The sequence below is a fragment of the Telluria sp. ZB2R32 genome (genome assembly GCF_059685715.1).
In genome coordinates, this window is the sequence record NZ_JCASIG010000006.1 from 73,747 (window position 1) to 95,002 (window position 21,256).

At 64.7% G+C, this 21,256-nt stretch carries 14 protein-coding genes and 2 pseudogenes; 5 read left to right on the forward strand and 11 right to left on the reverse strand.

Features of this window, described 5'->3' with window-relative positions; genetic code table 11:
• Positions 1-158: 158 nt before the first annotated feature.
• Positions 159-968: pseudogene (locus tag AC56LG_RS17995) on the reverse strand (SDR family oxidoreductase).
• Positions 969-1,570: 602 nt separating this feature from the next.
• On the opposite strand from AC56LG_RS17995, the gene AC56LG_RS18000 reads away from it, so the two are divergent.
• Positions 1,571-2,587 carry a hypothetical protein gene (locus AC56LG_RS18000; RefSeq protein WP_497167440.1) on the forward strand — a complete coding sequence of 339 codons (1,017 nt, stop codon included), beginning with the start codon at positions 1,571-1,573 and terminating at the stop codon, positions 2,585-2,587.
• 755 nt (positions 2,588-3,342) lie between these two features.
• Here the strand turns inward: AC56LG_RS18000 and AC56LG_RS18005 are convergent.
• From AC56LG_RS18005 to ppsA, 4 genes are all read right to left on the reverse strand, one after another.
• Complete coding sequence (locus tag AC56LG_RS18005; protein WP_497167441.1) at positions 3,343-4,263, reverse strand: SPFH domain-containing protein; 921 nt, start codon at positions 4,261-4,263, stop codon at positions 3,343-3,345.
• A gap of 39 nt (positions 4,264-4,302) precedes the next feature.
• Positions 4,303-4,725, reverse strand: coding sequence for an NfeD family protein (locus AC56LG_RS18010; RefSeq protein WP_497167442.1), 423 nt, complete (start codon positions 4,723-4,725; stop codon positions 4,303-4,305).
• A gap of 27 nt (positions 4,726-4,752) precedes the next feature.
• The gene (locus AC56LG_RS18015) at positions 4,753-5,121 is read right to left on the reverse strand and encodes a hypothetical protein (RefSeq protein WP_497167443.1); all 369 of its coding nucleotides are present in this window, start codon (positions 5,119-5,121) and stop codon (positions 4,753-4,755) included.
• Between the two features lie 123 nt (positions 5,122-5,244).
• On the reverse strand, positions 5,245-7,608 hold the full coding sequence (gene ppsA / locus AC56LG_RS18020; RefSeq protein ID WP_497167444.1) for a phosphoenolpyruvate synthase: 2,364 nt from the start codon (positions 7,606-7,608) through the stop codon (positions 5,245-5,247).
• 258 nt (positions 7,609-7,866) lie between these two features.
• On the opposite strand from ppsA, the gene ppsR reads away from it, so the two are divergent.
• On the forward strand, positions 7,867-8,715 hold the full coding sequence (gene ppsR, locus AC56LG_RS18025) for a posphoenolpyruvate synthetase regulatory kinase/phosphorylase PpsR (protein WP_497167445.1): 849 nt from the start codon (positions 7,867-7,869) through the stop codon (positions 8,713-8,715).
• A 99-nt stretch (positions 8,716-8,814) separates the two neighbouring features.
• On the opposite strand, the gene AC56LG_RS18030 is transcribed toward ppsR, so the two are convergent.
• From AC56LG_RS18030 to AC56LG_RS18040, 3 genes are all read right to left on the reverse strand, one after another.
• On the reverse strand, positions 8,815-9,219 hold the full coding sequence (locus AC56LG_RS18030) for a PPC domain-containing DNA-binding protein (protein ID WP_497167710.1): 405 nt from the start codon (positions 9,217-9,219) through the stop codon (positions 8,815-8,817).
• Between the two features lie 8 nt (positions 9,220-9,227).
• Positions 9,228-11,639, reverse strand: a complete 2,412-nt coding sequence (locus AC56LG_RS18035; RefSeq protein ID WP_497167446.1) for a hybrid sensor histidine kinase/response regulator — start codon at positions 11,637-11,639, stop codon at positions 9,228-9,230.
• 70 nt (positions 11,640-11,709) lie between these two features.
• Positions 11,710-13,257, reverse strand: coding sequence for a S41 family peptidase (locus tag AC56LG_RS18040; RefSeq protein WP_497167447.1), 1,548 nt, complete (start codon positions 13,255-13,257; stop codon positions 11,710-11,712).
• A gap of 135 nt (positions 13,258-13,392) precedes the next feature.
• Between AC56LG_RS18040 and AC56LG_RS18045 the strand changes: the two genes are divergently transcribed.
• Positions 13,393-14,397, forward strand: coding sequence for an HDOD domain-containing protein (locus AC56LG_RS18045; RefSeq protein WP_497167448.1), 1,005 nt, complete (start codon positions 13,393-13,395; stop codon positions 14,395-14,397).
• Here the strand turns inward: AC56LG_RS18045 and fdhD are convergent.
• Both fdhD and AC56LG_RS18055 read right to left on the reverse strand, forming a co-directional pair.
• Complete coding sequence (gene fdhD, locus AC56LG_RS18050; protein ID WP_497167449.1) at positions 14,394-15,248, reverse strand: formate dehydrogenase accessory sulfurtransferase FdhD; 855 nt, start codon at positions 15,246-15,248, stop codon at positions 14,394-14,396. The two genes, AC56LG_RS18045 and fdhD, sit on opposite strands and share 4 nt — an antisense overlap.
• Entirely contained in the window at positions 15,245-17,554 is a 2,310-nt protein-coding gene (locus AC56LG_RS18055) for an FdhF/YdeP family oxidoreductase (protein WP_497167450.1), read from the reverse strand. The genes fdhD and AC56LG_RS18055 overlap by 4 nt, the downstream gene beginning before the upstream one ends.
• A 149-nt stretch (positions 17,555-17,703) precedes the next feature.
• Between AC56LG_RS18055 and AC56LG_RS18060 the strand changes: the two genes are divergently transcribed.
• Positions 17,704-18,531, forward strand: coding sequence for a metallophosphoesterase (locus tag AC56LG_RS18060; RefSeq protein WP_497167451.1), 828 nt, complete (start codon positions 17,704-17,706; stop codon positions 18,529-18,531).
• 70 nt (positions 18,532-18,601) lie between these two features.
• On the opposite strand, the gene AC56LG_RS18065 is transcribed toward AC56LG_RS18060, so the two are convergent.
• Positions 18,602-18,784, reverse strand: coding sequence for a hypothetical protein (locus tag AC56LG_RS18065; protein WP_497167452.1), 183 nt, complete (start codon positions 18,782-18,784; stop codon positions 18,602-18,604).
• 108 nt (positions 18,785-18,892) lie between these two features.
• Between AC56LG_RS18065 and AC56LG_RS18070 the strand changes: the two are divergent.
• Positions 18,893-21,253: pseudogene (locus AC56LG_RS18070) on the forward strand (methyl-accepting chemotaxis protein); the annotation flags it as partial.
• Positions 21,254-21,256 lie beyond the last annotated feature (3 nt).

The following is a 21,256-nucleotide window of genomic DNA, read 5'->3' on the forward strand; positions in this document are numbered from 1 at the left end:
ACACCAACACGTACGCGGTGGGCATGCCCACCCTACGGTGCGCTGACGCGGTCAATGCGGAAATGGAGCGAAGTTCGTAGGGCGGGCCGGGCCGCGCAAGGCATGCCCGCCGCGTCACGGAACGGATGCGGTTCGAACCGCCGCCCGTGCCGCCACCGTCAATGCGGCCTCACCTCGTCCTTCAACGCCGCCAGCGCAATCTTCTCGACCAGCCCGGGCGCCAGCAACTTGAGGAAACGCCCCAGCTTGCCCTTGGCCGTCATCACGACTTCGCGCCTGCGCCCGTTCATGCCCGCGACGATCAGGCGCGCGCATTCTTCGACGCTCATCGCGCCCTCTTCCTTCAGGCCGCTGGCACCCGCCGTTTCGCCGTGCGCGTTGAAGCCGCGGTAGCGGATTTTCGTCGCCACCACGCCCGGATACGCCGTGGTCACGCTCACGCCCGCGCCTTTCAGTTCCGCCCGCAGCGCCTCGAAAAATCCCGTCATCGCGAACTTGGTGGCGCTGTAAGCCGTACGCCCTGGCACGCCGACCAGCCCCGCCAGCGAGGACACGGCGACGATGCCGCCGCGCGAGCGCTTCAGGTGCGGCAGCGCCGCCTGCGTGCACCAGACGGCGCCCTAGAGGTTCACCCGCATCAATTCCTCGTACCAGCCGAGGTCTTCGACTTCCTCGAACAGCGCGTGCGCCGAGCGTCCCGCATTATTCACCAGCACGTCGATGCGCCCGAAGCGTTCCACGGCGCCGATCACCAGCCGCCGGCACTGGATCTGCACGCCGACGTCGGTCGGCACCGTCATGGTTTGCGCGCCGAGGGCGGCGCATTCGGCGGCGACCAGATCCAGCTGCGCGCCATTGCGCGCCGCCAGCACCAGTGCCACATGTGCCCCTTCGGTTGCCGCCAGCTGACGCGCCATCTCGGCGCCGATGCCGTCCGAGGCACCGGTAATGATGACGACCCGGGTCATTGCCGGATTTCAGCGGGTGGCGCGGAGTTCGCCGAACAAGAGCCTAGACCTATTCGCACATTAAGCATCGAGAACGACGCGTCGAAAATTACAGATCGAAAGCTTTCCATACACGTTTCCTACTCTAAAAAACATCGTAAAAATCGGCACCAAGTTCAGATGGGACGCATCGACACACCGGTCTTGTTTAGCGCAAGGTCACGTGGCTCGGTCCGCGTGTTCCCTGCCCCTTAGTCGCGTCGCCCAATTCGGGTACAGGATTCCAGCTCAACCAAATACATGAAGACTTGCAATAACGGCAGCGCACCTCCGGCCGAATGCGCTCGGCATGCAATGTCCAGCCATATTAATGAACCTTTCGACAGGCACGCGTTCTGCAGAACGATTCAACTTTTGACTTGCTCCCCTTTAGCTGTGGCGAAATCGCGAAATCTCGTTAACTTCGTGTAGACCCATCGCTTAGGCAGCTATAAACTTGCTTAGCAAAGTTGCACTGGACATTGGCGCGTGAATAGGTTTTCGGACGCAACCAGCAGCTAATCTGTCATTTTCTGACCGCTGGCTGAGCTTAACCCTCATGAGTTCGCACAAGGAGTCACTCAATGCTTTATGCAGCTGTTTGTTCAATCGCTCTTCTAGGTCCGCTGGTCGCGCTGGCCAATGACTCAATAGCGTGCCCGCAGATGCCAGCGCCGATGACAGATGTCAATCGCAATTTGAAGTCCGAAATTGCCGCGAAAGTAGGATCGCTGGGGCGTGTTAATGCAGGAGAGTTGGGCATCAAGACCGAAATTGAGGCGCAGAATCTCTTTTCGAAATTTCCAAACGTAGACCGCCTTGTGACATTACAGACAATGGCTGCGACGTACTGCACAATGTTGAAAAACAGTTCGTTATCAGAAACTGATCGCATTGACAGATGGGAGCGCTTTCAGGATCGAATACTAGGACTGCAAAGCGCACCTCAAGCAAGCCTGCCAGCACGCACTTCCGCAACACCATCGACACGACAGCTACCTGAACTAGTCCGGCCAAGCGTAGCAACGTCGCAATCGACGAGGGAATCACGCGACAAAACACCCTCCGAAGTTGCAGGCATGCCGCTGGATGAATTACTTCGACGCATTCGGAACAGTTCGTCTGCGACGCAAAAGGAAATGCTGAAGACTACCGCCCGTGCAAGACTGTCCACCGATCTCGATTTTGGCTCAGTCGAGCATACAGAATCAGATAAACACTACAAATTTTCATTCGTTAGCTATGACCCCTTGCTTAATGTCATGCTGATCGACGAAAACTACGAGTTTAGGGATCCTGGCGCATGCAATCCCATCTGTCCAGCATTCGTAGGGAGACTTACAATTAATCTGAATAAAGTCGACCGTTTAAAAACCTACAACGACGGCTTCGATCTGGACTGCTGGTACAGCGCGGAGCACCAGAACAATCGTTGCATAGAATATCGCACTCAAAAATCCACTTGCCCAAACCGAAAGCGCTGCGATAGCGGATCCGACCAGAACATCGGATTTTACATACCCAACAATGCGCGGATGATTCGATTTCGAAACGCACTCCAGACCATCATATACAAGATCGATGGGCGCCCCCCGATATAGCCCGACAATAACGTCTCGCGGCATTAGCTAGTCTACTCCTGACTCTGGTAGATACATAGACCCTGCTGCTACGCTCCCTTCACATTCTGAATCGTTCCTATAAATTCAGGGACGCAACAAGGTGCGCTCTCGCTGTTCGGAGCAAACGACTGCTATAGTATCTGTCACCTGTCACTAGACATACACGGCGCTCCGCGACTCGCACTCCCACATTCACCATGCCATGCGTTAGATCGTTGAGGAGGTATCGGCCTGCGCAAACACACGTAATAGCATAGATGTACAACTTCAGCCCGTCGCCGAATTTTTTCAGCCGTACACCAACGATCACCCGGCGATGTAAACCATCGCCCGCTACCGATAGATCAATCCAGCGCTCTTGGGTATATGCCAGCGCGCCAGGAAGTGGGTTGCCGGACAGAAGTTCTTGTTCGTCGAGCTGCTAGTCGTTCCAAGCGAGGAAGCGCTCGACGACAGCTTTGACTGTTATCGCCTTGTGAGCTTGACTTCTCCTATCAGTCTATCGTTAAAAATCTGCTGCTGTCTCAATGTTTTGCAGTGCGGTAACAACAGTTGCGACCAAAGACAACGCATTTTCTTGAGACCGTCTACGGCTTTTGCACCAGTGCGGGCGACCAGCACCAGCTCTTGGTTGGGCAACTTTATTTGCTGCCAGTTAGTGCGCCATCTCGGTGCCAGTACTCAAGCAATCAAAACGACGCGTGTCAAGCGAGCCTCGGTCATTCACGACTCCGCTATTTCTGCGTCTTGACGATATGCAGCGCGCTGGCGATCAGCCCGCTCATCTCGCCCAGGTTGGCCGGCACGATGATCGAATTATTCGTCTTGGCGAGCTTGCCGAAGGCATCGACATAGTGTTCGGCCACGCGCAGGTTCATCGCGTCCTCGCCGCCCGGCTCGCGGATCGCCGCGCCCACCTGGCGCAGCGCGGTGGCGCTCGCTTCGGCCAGGGCGACGATGGCATTCGCCTCGCCCTGGGCGCGGTTGATCGCGGCCTGGCGTTCGCCTTCGGAGCGGGCAATCGCCGCTTCGCGTTCGCCGCTGGCGATGTTGATCTGTTCCTGGCGCCGGCCTTCGGAGGCGGCGATCAGCGCGCGCTTTTCGCGCTCGGCGGTGATCTGGCGCTGCATCGAATGCAGGATCTCGGCCGGCGGCGTCAGGTCCTTGATTTCGTAACGCAGCACTTTCACGCCCCAGTTCGCGGCCGATTCGTCGATGGCGTTGACGATCGTGGTGTTGATGTGGTCGCGCTCTTCAAACGTTTTATCGAGTTCCATCTTGCCGATCACCGAGCGCAGCGTGGTCTGCGCCAGCTGGGTGATGGCCTGGATGTAGTTCGAGGCGCCGTACGAGGCGCGCATCGCGTCCGTCACCTGGAAATACAGGATGCCGTCGACCTGCAGCTGGGTATTGTCCCTGGTGATGCAGACCTGGGGCGGCACGTCGAGCGGGATCTCCTTGAGCACATGCTTGTAGGCGATACGGTCGACGAAGGGAATCACGATGTTCAGGCCGGGCGCCAGCGTCGCATGGTATTTGCCGAGCCGCTCGACCACCCAGGCGTGCTGCTGCGGCACGACGTTGATCGTCTTGAAGACGAACACGATCGCAATGACGAAGATGACCAGCGCGACGATTTCGAACGAAAATTCCATGGGTATCCCTTATAGATGAGTAACAGATATTCGCTACTCTCATACATTAACAACGATCAGCCGGCTGCCCTGCACCTCGACGATACGGTACTCGCCCGCTTCCGCCAGCGCCCCCGGTCCGAGTTCGACATCCCACAGCGCGCCGCGGTACATCACGCGCGCGCGGCCCTCGTGCCAGCCCGGCACGGCGACGCGGCCACCGATATCGAGGTTGACGTTCGGGTCGCGCGTGGCGTTGGTCTTCGCCGGCCGCCCGAAACGGCTGCGGTGCAGGATGGCGGTCGCCACCAGGCCGACGGCGGCGGCCACCAGTGTCTGGAGCGCGCCGCTCAAGCCCAGCAGCGCCGCAATGCCGCCAAAGGCGAGGCCGATGGCGATCATCAACAAATAAAACGTCCCGGTGAACATCTCGGCAATCACCAGGATCCCCGCGCCCACCATCCAGTTCATCCAGTCGGACATGTCGCTTTCCTCCTCAACAACTTGCACTCATCCATTCTTGCGCGGCAAGAACACCGGAGAGACCGCCGCCGGTGTCTGGCACGACTTGATGCAGCGGCGGTAAGTCTCTTCGCAGGCGGCGGTGCGCTGGATGCGGCGCGTCTGCACGTCCGAACGCGCGCCCGCCAGCGCGGCCGCCGACGGCGTCTGCGTTCGCGCGGCCGTGCGTGCCAACTGATTGCGCTCTTCCATCACCAGCAAGCCATCGCCGTCTTCTGCCGCCAATTGCTGCACGTCGGTCCTGCAGGCACGCCGTTCGCTGTCGCACACCGACGTACAGAACGACGGCTCCGCAGCCAGTGCGGCGGTTGAGAACAGCATTCCCATCAGGGCAAGCAGCAAGGCTCCACGGCGCATGGCATTCTCCAGTCAAAAAGAAAAACCCCCGCCACCGTCAAGGTAACGAGGGTTTCCAAAAGTCTAACTCGTTTTGACAACGAGTCAAGTCTTTTGTTGCCTGTAAGCTATTACACCGCGCTATTACTCGGCTTTCATGGCTGCCAGTTTCTGCCAGGTCTCGATCACCGAGTCCGGATTGAGCGACATCGACTCGATACCCTCTTCCACCAGCCACTGGGCGAAGTCAGGATTGTCCGAAGGACCCTGGCCGCAGATGCCGATGTACTTGCCCTGCGCGCGGCATGCCTTGATGGCGAGCGACAGCATGGCCTTGACGGCCGGGTCGCGTTCGTCGAAGTCGGCGGCCAGGAGCGGCATGCCGGAGTCGCGGTCCAGGCCCAGGGTCAGCTGGGTCAGGTCGTTGGAACCGATCGAGAAGCCGTCGAAGAATTCGAGGAAGCGCTCGGCCAGGATGGCGTTCGAGGGCACTTCGCACATCATGATAACGCGCAGGCCGTTTTCGCCACGCTTCAGGCCATACTTGGCCAGAAGGTCGATGACCTTTTCGGCCTGGCCCAGGGTGCGCACGAACGGGATCATGATCTCGACGTTGGTCAGGCCCATCTCTTCACGGACCCGTTTCATGGCGACACACTCCATCTCGAAGGACTCGGCGAAGTCTTCGGCCAGGTAGCGCGCGGCGCCGCGGAAGCCGAGCATCGGGTTTTCTTCGTCCGGCTCGTAGCGCGAACCGCCGATCAGCTTCTTGTACTCGTTCGACTTGAAATCGGAGAGGCGCACGATGACCGGCTTTGGCCAGAACGCGGCGGCGATCGTCGCCACGCCTTCGGCCAGTTTATCCACGTAGAAGGCTTTCGGCGAAGCGTGGCCGCGGGCGACCGATTCCACCGCTTTCTTCAGGTCGGCGTCGATGTTCGGGTACTCGAGGATCGCCTTCGGGTGCACGCCGATGTTGTTGTTGATGATGAATTCGAGACGGGCCAGGCCGACGCCGCCGTTCGGCACCGACTGGAAGTCGAATGCCAACTGCGGGTTGCCGACGTTGAGCATGATCTTGGTCGGGATCGGTGGCAGTTCGCCGCGCGAGACTTCGGTGATTTCGGTTTCGAGCAAGCCATCGTAGATCTTGCCCTCGTCGCCTTCGGCGCAGGAGACGGTAACGAAGGTGCCGTCCTTGAGCACGTCGGTCGCATCGCCGCAGCCGACGACTGCCGGCACGCCCAGTTCACGCGCGATGATCGCCGCGTGGCAGGTGCGCCCGCCCCGGTTGGTGACGATCGCCGAAGCGCGCTTCATGACCGGTTCCCAGTTCGGGTCGGTCATGTCCGCTACCAGCACGTCGCCCGGCTGCACGCGTTCCATTTCCGACGGGTCGGTAATCACGCGCACCGGACCGGCGCCGATCTTCTGGCCGATGGCGCGGCCGGAGGTCAACACCGTCCCGCTGCCTTTCAAAGAGAAGCGCTGCTGGGCATCGGTCGCCTTCTGCTGCGACTTCACCGTTTCCGGGCGCGCCTGCAGGATGAACAGCTTGCCGTCGCGGCCATCCTTGCCCCATTCGATGTCCATCGGACGGCCATAGTGGTTCTCGATGATGACGGCATATTTTGCCAGCTCGACCACTTCGGCGTCGGTCAGCGAATAACGGTTACGCAGCTCGATCGGCACGTCCACGGTCTTCACCGAACGGCCGGCTTTCGCTTCGCTGGTGAATTCCATCTTGATGAGTTTGGAGCCGATGTTGCGGCGGATGACCGGCGATTTACCCTGCTGGAGCATCGGCTTGTGGACGTAGAACTCGTCCGGATTGACCGCGCCCTGTACCACCGTTTCGCCCAGGCCGTAGCTGGAAGTGATGAAGACGACGTCCTTGAAACCGGATTCGGTGTCGATCGTGAACATGACGCCGGCAGCGCCGACGTCCGAGCGCACCATGCGCTGCACGCCGGCCGACAGCGCGACTTCGGCGTGGGTGAAGCCCTTGTGCACGCGGTACGAGATCGCGCGGTCGTTGTAGAGCGAGGCGAAGACGTGCTTCATCGCTTCGAGCACGTTGTCGATGCCGACCACGTTCAGGAAGGTTTCCTGCTGGCCGGCGAACGAGGCGTCCGGCAAGTCTTCGGCGGTGGCCGAGGAGCGCACGGCGAACGACATCTCGGCGGTGGAATCGGCGACCAGGCGCTCGTAATAGCTGCGGATTTCTTCTTCCAGGCGCGGCTGGAACGGGGTCTCGACGATCCACTGGCGGATCTCGGCGCCGGCGGCGGCCAGCGAGCGGACGTCGTCGATGTCGAGGCCTTCGAGGCGGGTGGCGATGCGTGCGGCCAGCGACGGACCGCCGTCGACGGAGTGTTCGAGGAAGTCGCGGAAGGCCTGGGCCGTGGTGGCGAAACCGGTCGGCACGCGCACGCCGGCTTCGGCAAGCTGGCTGATCATTTCGCCGAGCGAGGCATTCTTGCCGCCGACCGATTCGACATCGGTCATGCGCAGGTTTTCGAACGGGGCAACGTAAACGCTTGCGCCTTGTTCGGGATCTTTCAATACTGCATTAGACAGGTTAGTCATGGTAAAGCACCTTACTTGATGATGGAAACCTTATGGCGCGGCTGCCGGCTTGTATTCTTGTTATTCTGTTCGCCGTGCAGCACAATGCAAAAACCGTTGCCGAGCATTCTACCCCGTGCGCCCTGAATTCACATCGCACAACACTGCAAACCAGACAGCACTTGTTGAAAAAATACCATGACAGTTGAAGGCCGCCCCCCGCTCCCCCCCTCGACCCGCACCGTGTTCTTCGTCTCCGACGGCACCGGCATCACCGCCGAAACCTTCGGCCACGCGGTGCTGAGCCAGTTCGAAATGCGCTTCCGCCAGATCCGCATTCCCTTTATCGACACGATCGAGAAGGCGAAGGATGCCGCGCGCCGCATCAACGAGCACTACGCGGCCGACAACCAGCGCCCGATCGTCTTCTCGACGCTGGTCAAGCACGACCTGTCGGGCGTGATCCGCGCCTCGAACGGCATGCACATGGACTTGTTCCAGACCTTCGTGGCGCCGCTCGAAATGGAACTGGGCGTCAAATCAACCCACACCATCGGCCGCATCCACAACGTGGTCGATTCCGAGGAATACAAGAACCGCATCGAGGCGATCAATTTTTCGCTGGCGCACGACGACGGCCAGTCGCACAAGAACCTGGCCGAGGCGGACGTGATCCTGGTCGGCGTGTCCCGTTCGGGCAAGACCCCGACCAGCCTCTACCTGGCGATGCAATACGGGATCAAGGCGGCCAACTATCCGCTGATTCCCGATGACTTCGAGCGCGGCCGGCTGCCGTCCTCGCTGCCGCCGTTCAAGCATAAACTGTTCGGCCTGACGATCACGCCCGAGCGCCTGGCGCAAATCCGCGAGGAGCGCCGCGCCGGCAGCAAGTATGCGTCGATCGAGAATTGCCGCTATGAGGTCAACGAGGCGGAAATGATGATGAAGCGCGAGGGAATTCGCTGGCTGTCGTCGACGACCAAGTCGATCGAGGAGATCTCGACGACGATCCTGCAGGAGATCAAGCCGGACCGCCGCGAATACTGAGTGCAGGGTGGCTCCGTCCACGCGTTACGTGCGTTTCCTGTATTGCATGCGCACGGAACGGTGGGCATGCCCACCCTACGGGTATCACACTCCTGTGGCTCAAGGACGAGCCGCCGAACGGATCAGCAACTCATCCCACCCCGATTCTGCATCCGCCTCGCGGCTGAACGCGTGGTCCGGCAACAGGGCGACCAGGATCTCCGCCGTCGTCCGCACGACGCACCCGGGCGCCACGTGCCCGCCCACGACGCGCCCGGCAGCATCCGACACGCTGATGTGCAGGTGCGCGCCGTTGGTCGACAACGACCCGGCCAGGGTCAGGATTTCCAGGTCGCCGCGCAGTTCGGTGATCGCGTCCACGCCTGCGCAGCGGATGCGCGCCACGCTCAGGCTGCCGATGCCCTGCAACACGAATCCGGCCCCAATGCCCTGCTCCGGCAGCAGCGCCGTGAGCGCGCCACGCAGATCCTGTTGCGGGCGCAGGCGCACGGGCAAGGCGCGCATCGAATCGGTCATTGCGCGGCTCCCGCCCCCACCTGACCCAGCACCTGCCCCAGCCGCTCGATATCCATCGGCTTGACGAAATGGTGCTCGAAGCCGCTCGATTTCGACAGGATGCGGTCGTGCGCCTGGCCGTAGCCGGTGAGCGCGATGAACAGCGCGGCGCCGGTGGCCGGGTCGGCGCGCAGGCGGCGCGCCAGTTCGTAGCCATCCATTTCGGGCAGGCCGATGTCGAGGATGAAGACCTGGGGCGGCTGCGCCCGCGCGTTTTCCAGCGCCTGCAGCGGATGCGCCTGCACCCGTACCCGGTGGCCCTGCGCTTCGAGCAGCACGGCCAGCGACTCGGCGGCATCGACGTTGTCGTCGACGATCATGATGTCGAGCGACGACGGACTGGCCAGGCGTCCTTCGCGCGCCGCGCCTTCGATGCGCTCTTTCAGGCCCTGCGTGATCGCCGGCAGGCGGATGGTGAAGGTGCTGCCGGCGCCCGGCCCCGCGCTGTCGGCGGTGACGCTGCCGCCATGCAGGCCGACCATCGTCTTGACCAGCGCCAGCCCGATGCCCAGGCCGCCCTGGGCGCGGTCCGGCGTGCGTTCGGCCTGGGTGAACAGCTCGAAAATGTGCGGCAGCAGCAGCTTGTCGATGCCGATGCCGTTGTCGATCACGGCGATGTCGACGAAGCCGCCGTCGGCATGCACGGCCAGCGTGATCTCGCCGTTTTGCGGCGTGTATTTGGCCGCGTTGTTGAGCAGGTTGGCGATCACCTGCACCAGGCGCGTGCGGTCGCCCAGCACGGTGGCCTGCTGGCTGTCGGTGCGCACGGTCAGCGCGTGGTGGCGCGCTTCGATCAGCGGGCGCGCCTGCTCGACGGCGCTGGCGACCGCCGCCTTGATGTCGACCAGTTCCTGCTCCAGCTCGACCAGCCCGCGCGTGACGCGCGACACGTCCAGCAGATCGTCCACCAGCGCCGTCATGTGCCGCACCTGGCGGCTGATGACTTCGCTGGCCTTTTTGGTGCGCGGGTCGGTGACGTTGGTCAGGCGCAGCATCTCGGCGGCGGTCGAAATCGGCGCCAGCGGATTGCGCAGTTCGTGCGCCAGCATGGCGAGGAATTCATCCTTCTTGCGGTTCGATTCGCGCAATTCGAATTCGGCCTGGATGCGGTCGGTCACGTCGACCGTCACGCCGCGCATGCGCAGCGGCTTGCCCTCGGCGTCGAACTGCACCTTGCCGCGGCTGTCGAGCCACACCTGGCGGCCGTTGTCGGGGCGGATGACGCGCACGATTTCCTGGTAGGCGCCGCTGCCGGCGATCGCCTCGCGGTGGGCGTCGGCGACCTTGTGGCGGTCGTCGGGATGGATGTACTGGCTCACGCCGGCCATGCGGTCGGGCGTAAAGCCCAGCACGTCGGCGACGTTGTCCGAATAGGCCAGTTCGCCGCTGGCCAGGTTCCAGTCCCACACCACCATCTTGGCCGCATCCATGCCGTCGCGCAGGCGCTCCTCGCTCTCGCGCTTGGCCAGTTGCGCCTCGACCGATTCGGTCACGTCGTAGCCCTGGGCGAAGATGCCGATCGTGGTGCCGTACTGGTCCTTGTAGGGCTGGTACATCAGGTCGACGTAGCGCTGGACCAGCGGCCCGTCGCGCTCGTACTGGACCGCGAGCGGCATCGCGCGCGTGGTCCACGCCTCGCCGGTGCGGTAGACGCGGTCGAGGAATTCCTCGAAGCCCTGCCCGGCCACCTCGGGCAGCGCTTCCCAGACAGTCTTGCCGACCAGCTCGCGGTGGCCGACCAGCTGGTAATACGCTTCGTTGACCAGTTCGAACACGTGCTTCGGCCCCATCAGCACGGCGACGAAACCGGGCGCCTGGTTGAACAGGCTGCGCAGGTGTTCGCGCTCGTTGTTGAGGATGCGCGAGAGCGCCTCGTGCATCTGGGCGCGGTTGAAGTTCTCGGCATTGCTGTCGGCGGGCGGCGTCAGGCGCAGCGTCGCCACCTGCGACTGCTCGTCGAAGCGGTACAGTTCGGTGACGTCGACCGGGTTCTGGAACACCAGGATCGGCTTGCCGTCCTCGCCCAGCACCGGCGTGTGCACGGTGCTCCAGTAGCGCTCCTCGTATTTCTTGCCTTCGGACGTGTTCACCTCGACCGCGTAGCGGACAAAGGCGGTGGTGTCGGGCTGGCCCTTGGCCAATGCGCGCAACAGCGACGCCTTGACCTCGCCGATGTTGGTCGCCTCGGGATTGTCTTCCTCGGCCGGGAAGGCCTCGAACACGTAGCGGCCGACGATGTCCTCCTCGCTGCGCTGGACCGAACGCAGGTAGGCGCCGCTGGCGCCGACGATGGTCAGGTCCGGGGCCATCACGAGATAGGGATAGGGCGAGGCGCGAAACAGCGCCTGGTAGTCCGATAAGGTCATCATGCGCGCGATTGTCGCATGGATGGCCCGGTCTTCGCACACGCGGGCGCAGGCGCCGCGGGAGCGGTCCGGATCAGCCGCCTCCGCTGCGCGGCGTGCAGGCCTGCGGCGCCGGCCGGCCGCGCGCGAGATCGGCTTCGATCGTCTTGAGCAGCGTCTCGACCGACCAGACCAGGTCGTGCACCGGCAGGCGCGGTTCGTAGTACTGGCCGTTGCCGCGTTGGCGGTTGACGACCATCTTGTTGGGCACGACCATGGCCGCCAGGCCGGACGCCAGCGGGTGGCGGCGCACGTCCATGTAGGTCGAGTCGGCCGAACTCGGCGCGCCGACCAGGGTCGTGTTCGGGAAGCGGGTCAGGATGTCGATGGCATCGAGGCAGGCGCTGGCGCAGTGGCCGGGCACGACGACGTAGACCGGCCGCGTGAACGGCGCCGTGGCGGCGGCCGGGGCCGGGCTCGGGGCGGCCGTTGTCTTCTGCTCGACATGGAAGTCCTCGCCGCGGGCGAGCGCCGCGCGCATGCCTTCGCCGGCACTGCGCGCCCAGGCCGCCATCTCGGCGCTGCCCTGCTCGGCCAGCTGGCGCGCGGTCGTCAGCATGAAGTCGGTGTTGGCGGGCGAGGCGCGCCACCAGGTCTCCAGGCGCGGCGAATACGCCGCGCGCGCGGCGGCCACGCGTTCGCTGCCCCACAGGGCCCGGGCAAAATCGACGCTCCAGGCGGACGAGCCGCCGCCATTGCCGCGCAGGTCGACCACCACCGCATCGAGTGCCAGCCAGCGTGCGCGCTGCGCTTCGATGTCGCGGTAGATGGCGCGGTAGGCGGCGCGCTGTTCTTCGTTCGGTTTGAAGCTGGGCATCGATACCCACACCAGGTTCGGGCGCGGTGCGAACATGCCGACCGGCCGCGGCACGCCCTCCTCGCTTTCCGCCAGCAGGCGCCTGGCCTGCGCATCGACCTCGCGCCAGGCGAGCGCGTGCTCGCTGGTCTTGCCGCCCGCGTCGAAGCTGCAGCGCTGCGGCAGCGTGACGAAGGGGTTGTGCGCATCGACGAACAGGGCCGGCGCCACCGACCACCACTGCCCCGCTTCCTTGACGCGCCCTTCGAACGAAAACACGTTGTCGAGGATCAGCCGGCGCGCGTCCTTGCCGTCGCAGCCGAGCAGTTTGCTGCCGACCGCGGGCTGGCCGCTTGGCGCGGCAGCCACGTACAAGGCGTCGCCGCGCCAGGCGGTGACGAAGCCCGGCCAGCGTGCCGGCGGGCGCGCCGCGGCGTCGACCAGCGAGCGGATCGCCGCGTGGCCGTCGCCGATGCGCACGTTGAAACCCTCGAGCGCAGCGTTGTAGCCGGCGGCGTCGCGCACCCGCGCCGCCAGCGCCCGTCCGTGCACGCGCGCTGCTTCCAGGTTGGCCAGGAAGCCGGGGTTGGACGGATCGCGTGCGCCGGGGTGGTTGTCGCGCGTGACCTGGACCGCGGCGTCGATGTCGGCCTCGGCGGCGGCGCGCCAGGCTTGCGGCGAATCCGGCGGTGCCGGCGCGGCTGTCACCGGAGCGGCAAACAGCACAGCCAGCCCGAGTGCGGCGGCCTGTTTGAGCGGGCATTGCAGGAATCGGATGGCGCGCATGGTCACTCCCTGTCCAGGTATGTTGCCAAATACTAAATCAACAAATTACAAATAGGCAATAACTTCCTGACAGGCCGCGCGGGTGCGCCCTCATGTAAAATCGGCGCCACTCGGTAATTTTATGGATGGCGGCACATGGGTTGGCTGGACAAACTGTTGGGCGGCGGCGCGCAGACACCTGCATCCGCGCAGGTACCGGCGCCTGCACCCGCGCCGGCTGCCGCGCAGGCCGACACCGGCGCGTTCGACCCCGCCGAACTCGACGCGGCCTGGTACCGCTGGCTGGCCGCCGCCCGTCCGCCGCGCGCCACGCCCCAGCTCGAAGCGCGCATCCTCGACGAACTGGCGCGCCTGGCGCTATCCCCGGTGGCCGGCGCCGCCCTGGTGCCGCGCGTGCCCGAGATCATCCCGCAACTGATGCGCACCCTGCGCGGCGACGACATGAACGCCGCCGAACTGTCGCGCCAGCTGAGCCTCGACACAGTGCTGGTGGCCGAGGTCTACCGCGAAGCAAACCGGCCGGCCTACCTGCCGCGCTACCATGCCGGCCCGCCGGTCAACAGCATCCAAAGTGCCATCATGCTGCTCGGGCAGAACGGCATGCGCATGCTGCTGGCGCGCGTGGCGTTTCGTCCGATCGTCAGCATGCAGAACGGGCGCCTGGCGAAGCGGGTCGCCCCCATCATCTGGCGCCAGTCGGAAAAGAGCGCGCTGGCGGCCAGCCTGCTGGCGCCCGGCCTGCGCGCGAATGCCTTCGAAGCCTATCTCGCCGGACTGATGGAAAACGTCGGTCTGGTGGTGGCGATGCGCCTGGTCGACCAGGCGTGCAGCGACGATGCGCTGCCCTGGTCCGATCCGTTCATCGCCGGCCTGTTCGCACAGGCGCGCATCCTGTCGGCGCGCATCGCCGCCTTGTGGGACTTCCCCGAGACCGTGGTCGAGGCCATCGCCCACGCGGGCCAGCCGGACGCACCGCCGCTGGCGCAGGCGCTGGCCCTGGGCGACCGCCTGGCCAGGCTGCGCATGCTGGTCGACGGCGCCAGGTATGCCGATGACGATTTTTTCGTGGTCGGCGGGCTGGACGAGAAAGCGCTGGCGCTGCTCGACAAGCTGCGCGACGACGAAGACGACGAGACTTAAGCGAGCCGCTGCGGATGGCTGTAGACCACGTGCCGGCCGCCGCGCACGAAGCCGGCCAGCGTCAGGCCGGCCCCCTCGGCCATCCTGACCGCCAGCGCCGTCGGCGCAGAGATCGCGGCCAGGAGGCCGAAGCCGGCGCGCGCCGCCTTTTGCACCATCTCGAAGCTGGCGCGGCTGGTGACCACGGCGAAGCCCGCGTCCGGCGCCACGCCGGCATGCGCCAGCGCGCCGACCAGCTTGTCGAGCGCATTGTGGCGCCCCACGTCCTCGCGCACGCACAGCAGCGCGCCGTCGGGTCCGGCCCAGCCGGCGGCGTGGACGGCGCCGGTGGCCTGGTGCAGGTGCTGGCGCGCGGCCAGTTCGCTCATCGCGCGGTGCAGCGCGGCGGCCGCGATGCGCTGCGTGGGGAGGGCCTGCGCGTCCGGCTCCGGCAGGCAGGCCTCCTGCTCGAAATAATCCAGGCTGTCGACGCCGCACAGGCCGCAGCCCGTCTTGCCGAGGCGCGCGCTGCGCGCTCCCTTCAGGCGCGCCATGGCGCCGGCGGCGATGCGCAGGTCGACGGCAATCCCGCGCGGCGTGTGTTCGATCTCGATGTCGTAGACGTCGCGCCGGTGGCGCACGATGCGTTCGCTCAGCGTGAAGCCGAGCGCGAAATCTTCCAGGTCGAGCGGCGAGGCCAGCATCACGGCATGGGCGATGCCGTTGTAGACCAGGGCCACGGGCACCTCCTCGGCCAGCAGCTCGCTGCCTTCTTCGACCAGGTCGCCGCGGCAGCGGCTGGCCGGCACGCGCCGCGTGGCGGCCAGCGCATGGTGCTCGCCGGAAGACAGGAAGGGTTCGGCGGCGTTCATGGCGCACTCCCGCTGCGTTCCAGCAGCACGTCGATCGCTTTCGCCGCCGGCACCTTGCTCTCCTTGGCGTGGTGCCAGAGCGGGATCAGCGGATTACATTCGGGGAAGTAGCCGGCGATGGTCCCGGGCGGAATATCGTAGGCCACCACCGCGAGGCCGCCCACCTGGCGTTCCACGCCATCGTCGGTGGCGCTGCGCAGCGTGACCAGGTCGCCCTGTGTCAGGCCGCGTTCCGCCATGTCGCCACGGCCCATGAAGATCACCTTGCGGCTGCCGTAGACGCCGCGGAAGCGGTCGTCGTGGCTGTAGATCGTCGTGTTGAACTGGCCGTCGCTGCGCACCGTGAACAGGCGCAGCGTGGCGGCGCCGCCGTCCAGGTCCGGGTCGCCCGGCAAGTCTTCCGGCACCGTGAAGGTCGCCTTGCCGCTCTCGGTCTTCCAGACCCGGTGCGCCGCGCCGACAGGTTTGCGAAAGCCGCCCGGCGTCCACATGCGCGCATTGAAGTCGTGGAAGATGTCGGGATAGGTTTCGGCGATGGCGTCGCGGATGGCGCCGTAGTCGGCCACCCAGGCGTCCCAGTTCACGCGCGGGTTCGGGTCCAGCGTCGCCTTGGCGATGGCGGCCACGATTGCCGGTTCCGAGAGCAGGTCGTGCGAGGCCGGCTCGGCCATGCCGCGCGAGCCGTGGATGCAGGCGGTGCTGTCTTCGATCGTGACCGATTGTTCGCCGCCGGCCTGGCGGTCGATTTCGATGCGCCCCAGGCAAGGCAGGAGATAAGCCGCCTTGCCGTGGATGACGTGGTTGCGGTTCAGTTTCGTCGCGACCTGCACCGTGAGCGGGATGTCGCGCCAGGCCGCTTCCATCAGGCGCGTCTCGGGCACGGCGCGCAAAAAATTGCCGCCGAGGGCGACGAAGGCCGGAATCTTGCGCGCCAGGATCGCTTCGCAAGCCTCGACCGTGTTCATGCCGGTCTTTTGCGGCGGCTCGAAGCGGTACTGCTGCTTCAATTTGTCGAGCGGCGCCAGTTCGGGCTTTTCGGTGATGCCGACCGTGCGCTGTCCCTGCACGTTCGAGTGGCCGCGCACCGGGCAGATGCCGGCACCGGGCTTGCCGATGTTCCCGCGCAGGAGCAGCAGGTTGACCATCATCGCCACGTTCTGCACGCCGTTGCGGTGCTGGGTCAGGCCCATGCCGTACACGCCGAGCACGGCGCCGGCGCTGGCATACACGGCGGCCGCGCTTTCGAGCGCCGCGCGCATCAAGCCCGATTCGCGTTCGATGTCGGCCCAGCCGCAGGCGCGCACCGATTGCGCGAAATCGTCGAAGCCGTGGGTGTGCTCGCCCAGGAAGGCCATGTCGAGCACGCGCTGTTCGCCGGCTGCCAGGGCCGCGTCGTCGAGCGCAAAGATTGCCTTGCACAGGCCCATGATCGCGGCCGTATCGCCGCCGGGTTTGACCTGGTGGTACTGGGTGCTGATGGCCGTTTCGTACCCGCTCAGCATTTCGCCGGGCGACTGCGGATTGGTGAAACTCACCAGCCCGCGCTCGCGCAACGGATTGAAGGTGATGATCTGCACGCCACGCTTGCGCGCTTCCTGCAGCTGGTGCAGCATGCGCGGGCTGTTCACGCCGACGTTCTGCCCGAAGAAGAAGATGCAGTCGGTCTGCGCGAAGTCGTCCAGTACCACCGTGCCGACGCCGTCGCCGATCGTCTTTTGCAGCGCCACCGAGGTGCTTTCGTGGCACATGTTGGAACTGTCGGGCAGGTTGTTGTTGCCGTACATGCGTGCCAGCAGCGCGTACATGTAGGAAGTCTCGAGCGAGGCGCGTCCGGAACTGTAGAACACCACCTGTTCGCGCTCGGCGGCCTGCAGGTGCCTCAGCTGCGCGCCGATTTCGGCGAAGGCCTGGTCCCAGGCGATCGGCCGGTACCTGTCGCTGGCGGCGTCCCAGCGCAGCGGCGTCGTCAGGCGGCCCTGATCCTCGAGTTCGTGGTCGCTCCAGGCTTCCAGTTCGGTGAGCGTGTGGCGTTCGAAAAAGTCGGCGCCGATGCGCTTGCTGGTGGTTTCCCAGGCGGTGGCCTTGGCCCCGCTTTCGCAGAATTCGAAGGGGTGCGGATTGGCCGGCTTGGCCCAGGCGCAGCTGACGCAGGCATAGCCGTCCGGCTTGTTCTGCTTGAGCAGCAGCCCGCCGTCCTTGAGCGCCGCGCGCTGGTCGAACAGGATGTGGGCGACCTCGCCCACCGAGCCCCAGCCGCCGGCCGGCATCGTCGCCGGTTCGATGCGCAACTTGTCAGTGTCTTTCATCTCGTTCCCCTTCTGGCCAATGCGCCACCGTAGCGCGCGCGCCGGCGCCCTTCTGTGCGCCTGCGAACAGTTACCAGCCATCCGTTCGGGCTGCCGGGTCAGTGCCGGGTCACACGGCACCGACTGTCGAATCTGGCTATACTGCCGCCATGCGCATACAGCTGTTTTCCGACCTCCACCTCGAACGCTATCCGGCCTTCCAGCCCGCGTTCGCACCCGACCTCGACGTGATCGTCCTTGCCGGCGACATCGGCTCCTACCAGGCCGGCTCGCGCCTGACGGGCACCGACTTCGGCCTCGAACGCTTCGCCCCCGCCCTCGGCGCGACCGGGGCGCAGGTGCTGTTCATCCCCGGGAACCACGAATTCGACGGCCTCGACTTCGACGAGACCTACGCACGCCTGCGCGCCACCTGCGCGCGCCTCGGGATCACCTGGCTCGACCGCGAGACGATCACCATCGGCCACGTGCGCTTCGTCGGCACCACGCTGTGGGCCGATTTCGACGCCCTGGCCGCGGGCCACGAGCTGACCCGGCAGTTGCAGCTGCGCGACAAGGCGATGCGCGCCGCCAACTACTACCTGAGCAAGAACACGACCCTGCGGGAGGGCGAACCGGTACTCGCCGACGGCTGGCGCGCGATGGCGCTCGACTGCCAGGCCTGGCTGCGCGCGGCATTGGCCGTGCCCTTCGACGGCGTGACGGTGGCGGTGACCCACTTCGCGCCGAGCCTGCAAAGCGCCGACCCGCGCTACGGCGTCACGCCCGGCACCGCGGGCTTCTGCAATGCGCTCGACGGCTTGTTGCCGCTAGCCGACCTGTGGCTGCACGGGCACCTGCACTGCCTGAACGATTACGTCGCATCGGGCATCGCGGACGGGCGCGCCTGGTCCTGCCGCGTGGTCGCCAATCCGCTCGGCTACCTGAGCAAGGGCGAGCAGGAAGGGTTCCGGCCGGAGCTGGTGATCTCGATCTAGGGCCTTTTCCTTGATTGTTGGCGACTAGCAACACCGCCCGGATTCGCCGTTTTTGACGATTGCGCCCGGTCTAATCAAAAGCTACAATTATGTTTCTTTTGGGAAATTGATTAAATCGGGTGTCAGCCGCCTTGGCCTTGCCGTCCGCGCCATCCCGTGGCCGTTCCCGGTATCCCATTCCTGCCCACGCATGGCGCAAGCCGTGCATGTTTCGCCATGCCGCCTTGCCGCCGCCTGGATCGACTACTTTCATTGAACGTTCATGCACAACCCTGCCGAATCAATCCGTTCGCAAGTCTCCGACAGCCGGCTCGACCTGGCGCTCGCCGCCCTCGATGCCATCCACCGCGTACAGGCGGTGGTCGAATTCGATTTAAGCGGGAATGTGGTGCACGCGAACCATAACTTCCTCGAAGCGATGGGCTATACGCTGGGCGAAGTAGTCGGCAAGCACCACCGCATGTTCTGCGACGAAGACTTCGCCGCCTCGAACGAATACCGCAACTTGTGGCGCGAACTCGGCCAGGGACATCCCTGCAGCGGTGAGTATATGCGCCTCGGCAAGGACGGCCGCCCGGTGTGGCTGCAGGCTTCCTACAATCCCGTGTTCGACGGCGACGGGCGGCCGGTCAAGGTCATCAAGTTCGCGACCGACATCACCACCGCGAAGCTGCAAAGCGCCGAGAACGCGGCCAAGATCGAGGCCATCGGCCGCGCCCAGGCCGTCATCGAATTCAGCCTCGACGGCCGCATCCTGGACGCGAACGACAACTTCCTGCAGACGATGGGCTATACGCTCGACGAGTTGCGCGGCCAGCACCACCGCATCTTCTGCGAACCGACGCAGGTGGCCGCACCGGCCTATGCCGCATTCTGGACGCACCTGGGCGCCGGCGAACTGCACGCCGGTGTCTACAAGCGCCGCCACAAGGATGGCCGCGACGTCTGGATCAATGCATCCTACAATCCCGTTTTCGGGCCCGACGGCAAGCCGATGAAGGTCATCAAGTACGCGACCGACGTTACCGCCCATGTCCAGCGCAATGCCGAGTTCGCGGGACGCATGAAGGCGCTCGACCGCGCCCAGGCCGTGATCGAATTCGACCTCGAAGGGCGCATCCTGCACGCCAACGACAACTTCCTCGACACCCTCGGATATACCCTCGACGAAGTCGTCGGCCAGCAGCATGCGCTGTTCTGCGAAGACGCCTATAGCCGCTCGCTCGAATACCGCACGTTCTGGAAGCACCTGGCCGCCGGCGAGTTCCACAGCGGCGAATTCAAGCGCCTGGCCAAGGATGGCCACCCGGTCTGGATCCAGGCCACGTACAACCCGATCATCGATGCCGACGGCAAGCCGTTCAAGGTCGTCAAGTTCGCCACCGACATCACCGCGGCCAAGGCCCGCAATGCCGGCTTCGAGGGCAAGAACCTGGCCGTGGACCGGGTCCAGGCCGTGATCGAATTCGACCTGCAGGGCAAGGTGCTGCATGCGAACGAGAACTTCCTGAAGGTGATGGGCTACGAACTGGGCGAAGTGCGCGGCCAGCACCATCGCATGTTCTGCGACCCGCAATTCGCGCACTCGCCGGAGTACCAGTCATTCTGGGAGCGCCTCGGGCGCGGCGAATTCAACGCCGGCGAATACTGCCGTATCCGCAAGGACGGCAAGCAGATCTGGATCCTGGCCTCCTATAACCCGATCTTCGATGCCGAAGGCAAACCGGTCAAGGTCGTGAAATTCGCGACCGACATCACGGCGCAAAAGCGCACCAGCGCGGAAGTGAAAGGCAAGCTCGACGCGATCGGCCGCTCGCAGGCCGTGATCGAATTCGACATGCGCGGCAACGTGCTCACCGCGAACGACAACTTCCTGCGCACGATGGGCTATGCCGAGGAAGAAGTGCTGGGCGCGCACCACAGCATGTTTTGCGAAAGCGACTACGTCAAGAGCGCAGCCTACCGCCACTTCTGGGCCAACCTGGCGCAGGGCCAGTTCCAGTCCGGCCGCTTCAAGCGGCGCGGCAAGCACGACGCCGACATCTGGATCCTGGCGACCTACAACCCGATCTTCGACGTCAACGGCAAGCCTTATAAAGTCGTCAAGTTCGCCATGGACGTCACTGACCAGGTGCACCGCGAAGAGCTGGTGAGCGCCAAGGTGAAGGATATTTCCGGCGTGCTTGCATCGCTGTCGCAATCGATTGGCGAAATCGCGCGCGGCTCGCAGCAGTCGGCCGACATGGCCGGCCGCGCCCAGCGCGATGCCGCCGCCGGCAGCAAGCTGCTCGGACGTTCGCGCGAGGCGATCGGAGCGATCCAGAAGGCGTCGGGCGACGTTCACGAGATCATCGAGACCATCGGCGACATCGCAGGGCAGACCCACCTGCTGGCGTTCAATGCGGCCATCGAAGCGGCGCGCGCCGGCGAACACGGCAAAGGCTTCTCGGTCGTCGCCAACGAGGTGCGCAAACTCGCCGAGAAGTCGGCGCTGGCGGCGCGCGAGATCTCCAAGCTGATCAACGAAACCGTCGCCCGCGTGGGCGAAGGCACGCGCCTCTCGAGCGAAGTCGAAGATGCATTCGCACGCATCGTCGACTCGATCGCCACCACCGGCAAGTCGGTGGCCGCGATCCACGCATCGACCAGCGCCCAGGCCGGCGCCACGCACGACGTGTCTTCGCTGCTGGCGGATCTGGAACGCATCGCGACGGAGCGCTGAGCG

Excerpts from the sequence above, each read along its gene's own strand:
- AC56LG_RS18000 (WP_497167440.1), top strand. The coding sequence starts at position 1,571 with ATGCTTTATGCAGCTGTTTGTTCAATCGCTCTTCTAGGTCCGCTGGTC.
- AC56LG_RS18005 (WP_497167441.1), bottom strand. The coding sequence starts at position 4,263 with ATGGAATTTTCGTTCGAAATCGTCGCGCTGGTCATCTTCGTCATTGCG.
- AC56LG_RS18010 (WP_497167442.1), bottom strand. The coding sequence starts at position 4,725 with ATGTCCGACTGGATGAACTGGATGGTGGGCGCGGGGATCCTGGTGATT.
- AC56LG_RS18015 (WP_497167443.1), bottom strand. The coding sequence starts at position 5,121 with ATGCGCCGTGGAGCCTTGCTGCTTGCCCTGATGGGAATGCTGTTCTCA.
- ppsA (WP_497167444.1), bottom strand. The coding sequence starts at position 7,608 with ATGACCGATGTCGAATCGGTCGGCGGCAAGAATGCCTCGCTCGGCGAA.
- ppsR (WP_497167445.1), top strand. The coding sequence starts at position 7,867 with ATGACAGTTGAAGGCCGCCCCCCGCTCCCCCCCTCGACCCGCACCGTG.
- AC56LG_RS18030 (WP_497167710.1), bottom strand. The coding sequence starts at position 9,219 with ATGCGCGCCTTGCCCGTGCGCCTGCGCCCGCAACAGGATCTGCGTGGC.
- AC56LG_RS18035 (WP_497167446.1), bottom strand. The coding sequence starts at position 11,639 with ATGATGACCTTATCGGACTACCAGGCGCTGTTTCGCGCCTCGCCCTAT.
- AC56LG_RS18040 (WP_497167447.1), bottom strand. The coding sequence starts at position 13,257 with ATGCGCGCCATCCGATTCCTGCAATGCCCGCTCAAACAGGCCGCCGCA.
- AC56LG_RS18045 (WP_497167448.1), top strand. The coding sequence starts at position 13,393 with ATGGGTTGGCTGGACAAACTGTTGGGCGGCGGCGCGCAGACACCTGCA.
- fdhD (WP_497167449.1), bottom strand. The coding sequence starts at position 15,248 with ATGAACGCCGCCGAACCCTTCCTGTCTTCCGGCGAGCACCATGCGCTG.
- AC56LG_RS18055 (WP_497167450.1), bottom strand. The coding sequence starts at position 17,554 with ATGAAAGACACTGACAAGTTGCGCATCGAACCGGCGACGATGCCGGCC.
- AC56LG_RS18060 (WP_497167451.1), top strand. The coding sequence starts at position 17,704 with ATGCGCATACAGCTGTTTTCCGACCTCCACCTCGAACGCTATCCGGCC.
- AC56LG_RS18065 (WP_497167452.1), bottom strand. The coding sequence starts at position 18,784 with ATGAAAGTAGTCGATCCAGGCGGCGGCAAGGCGGCATGGCGAAACATG.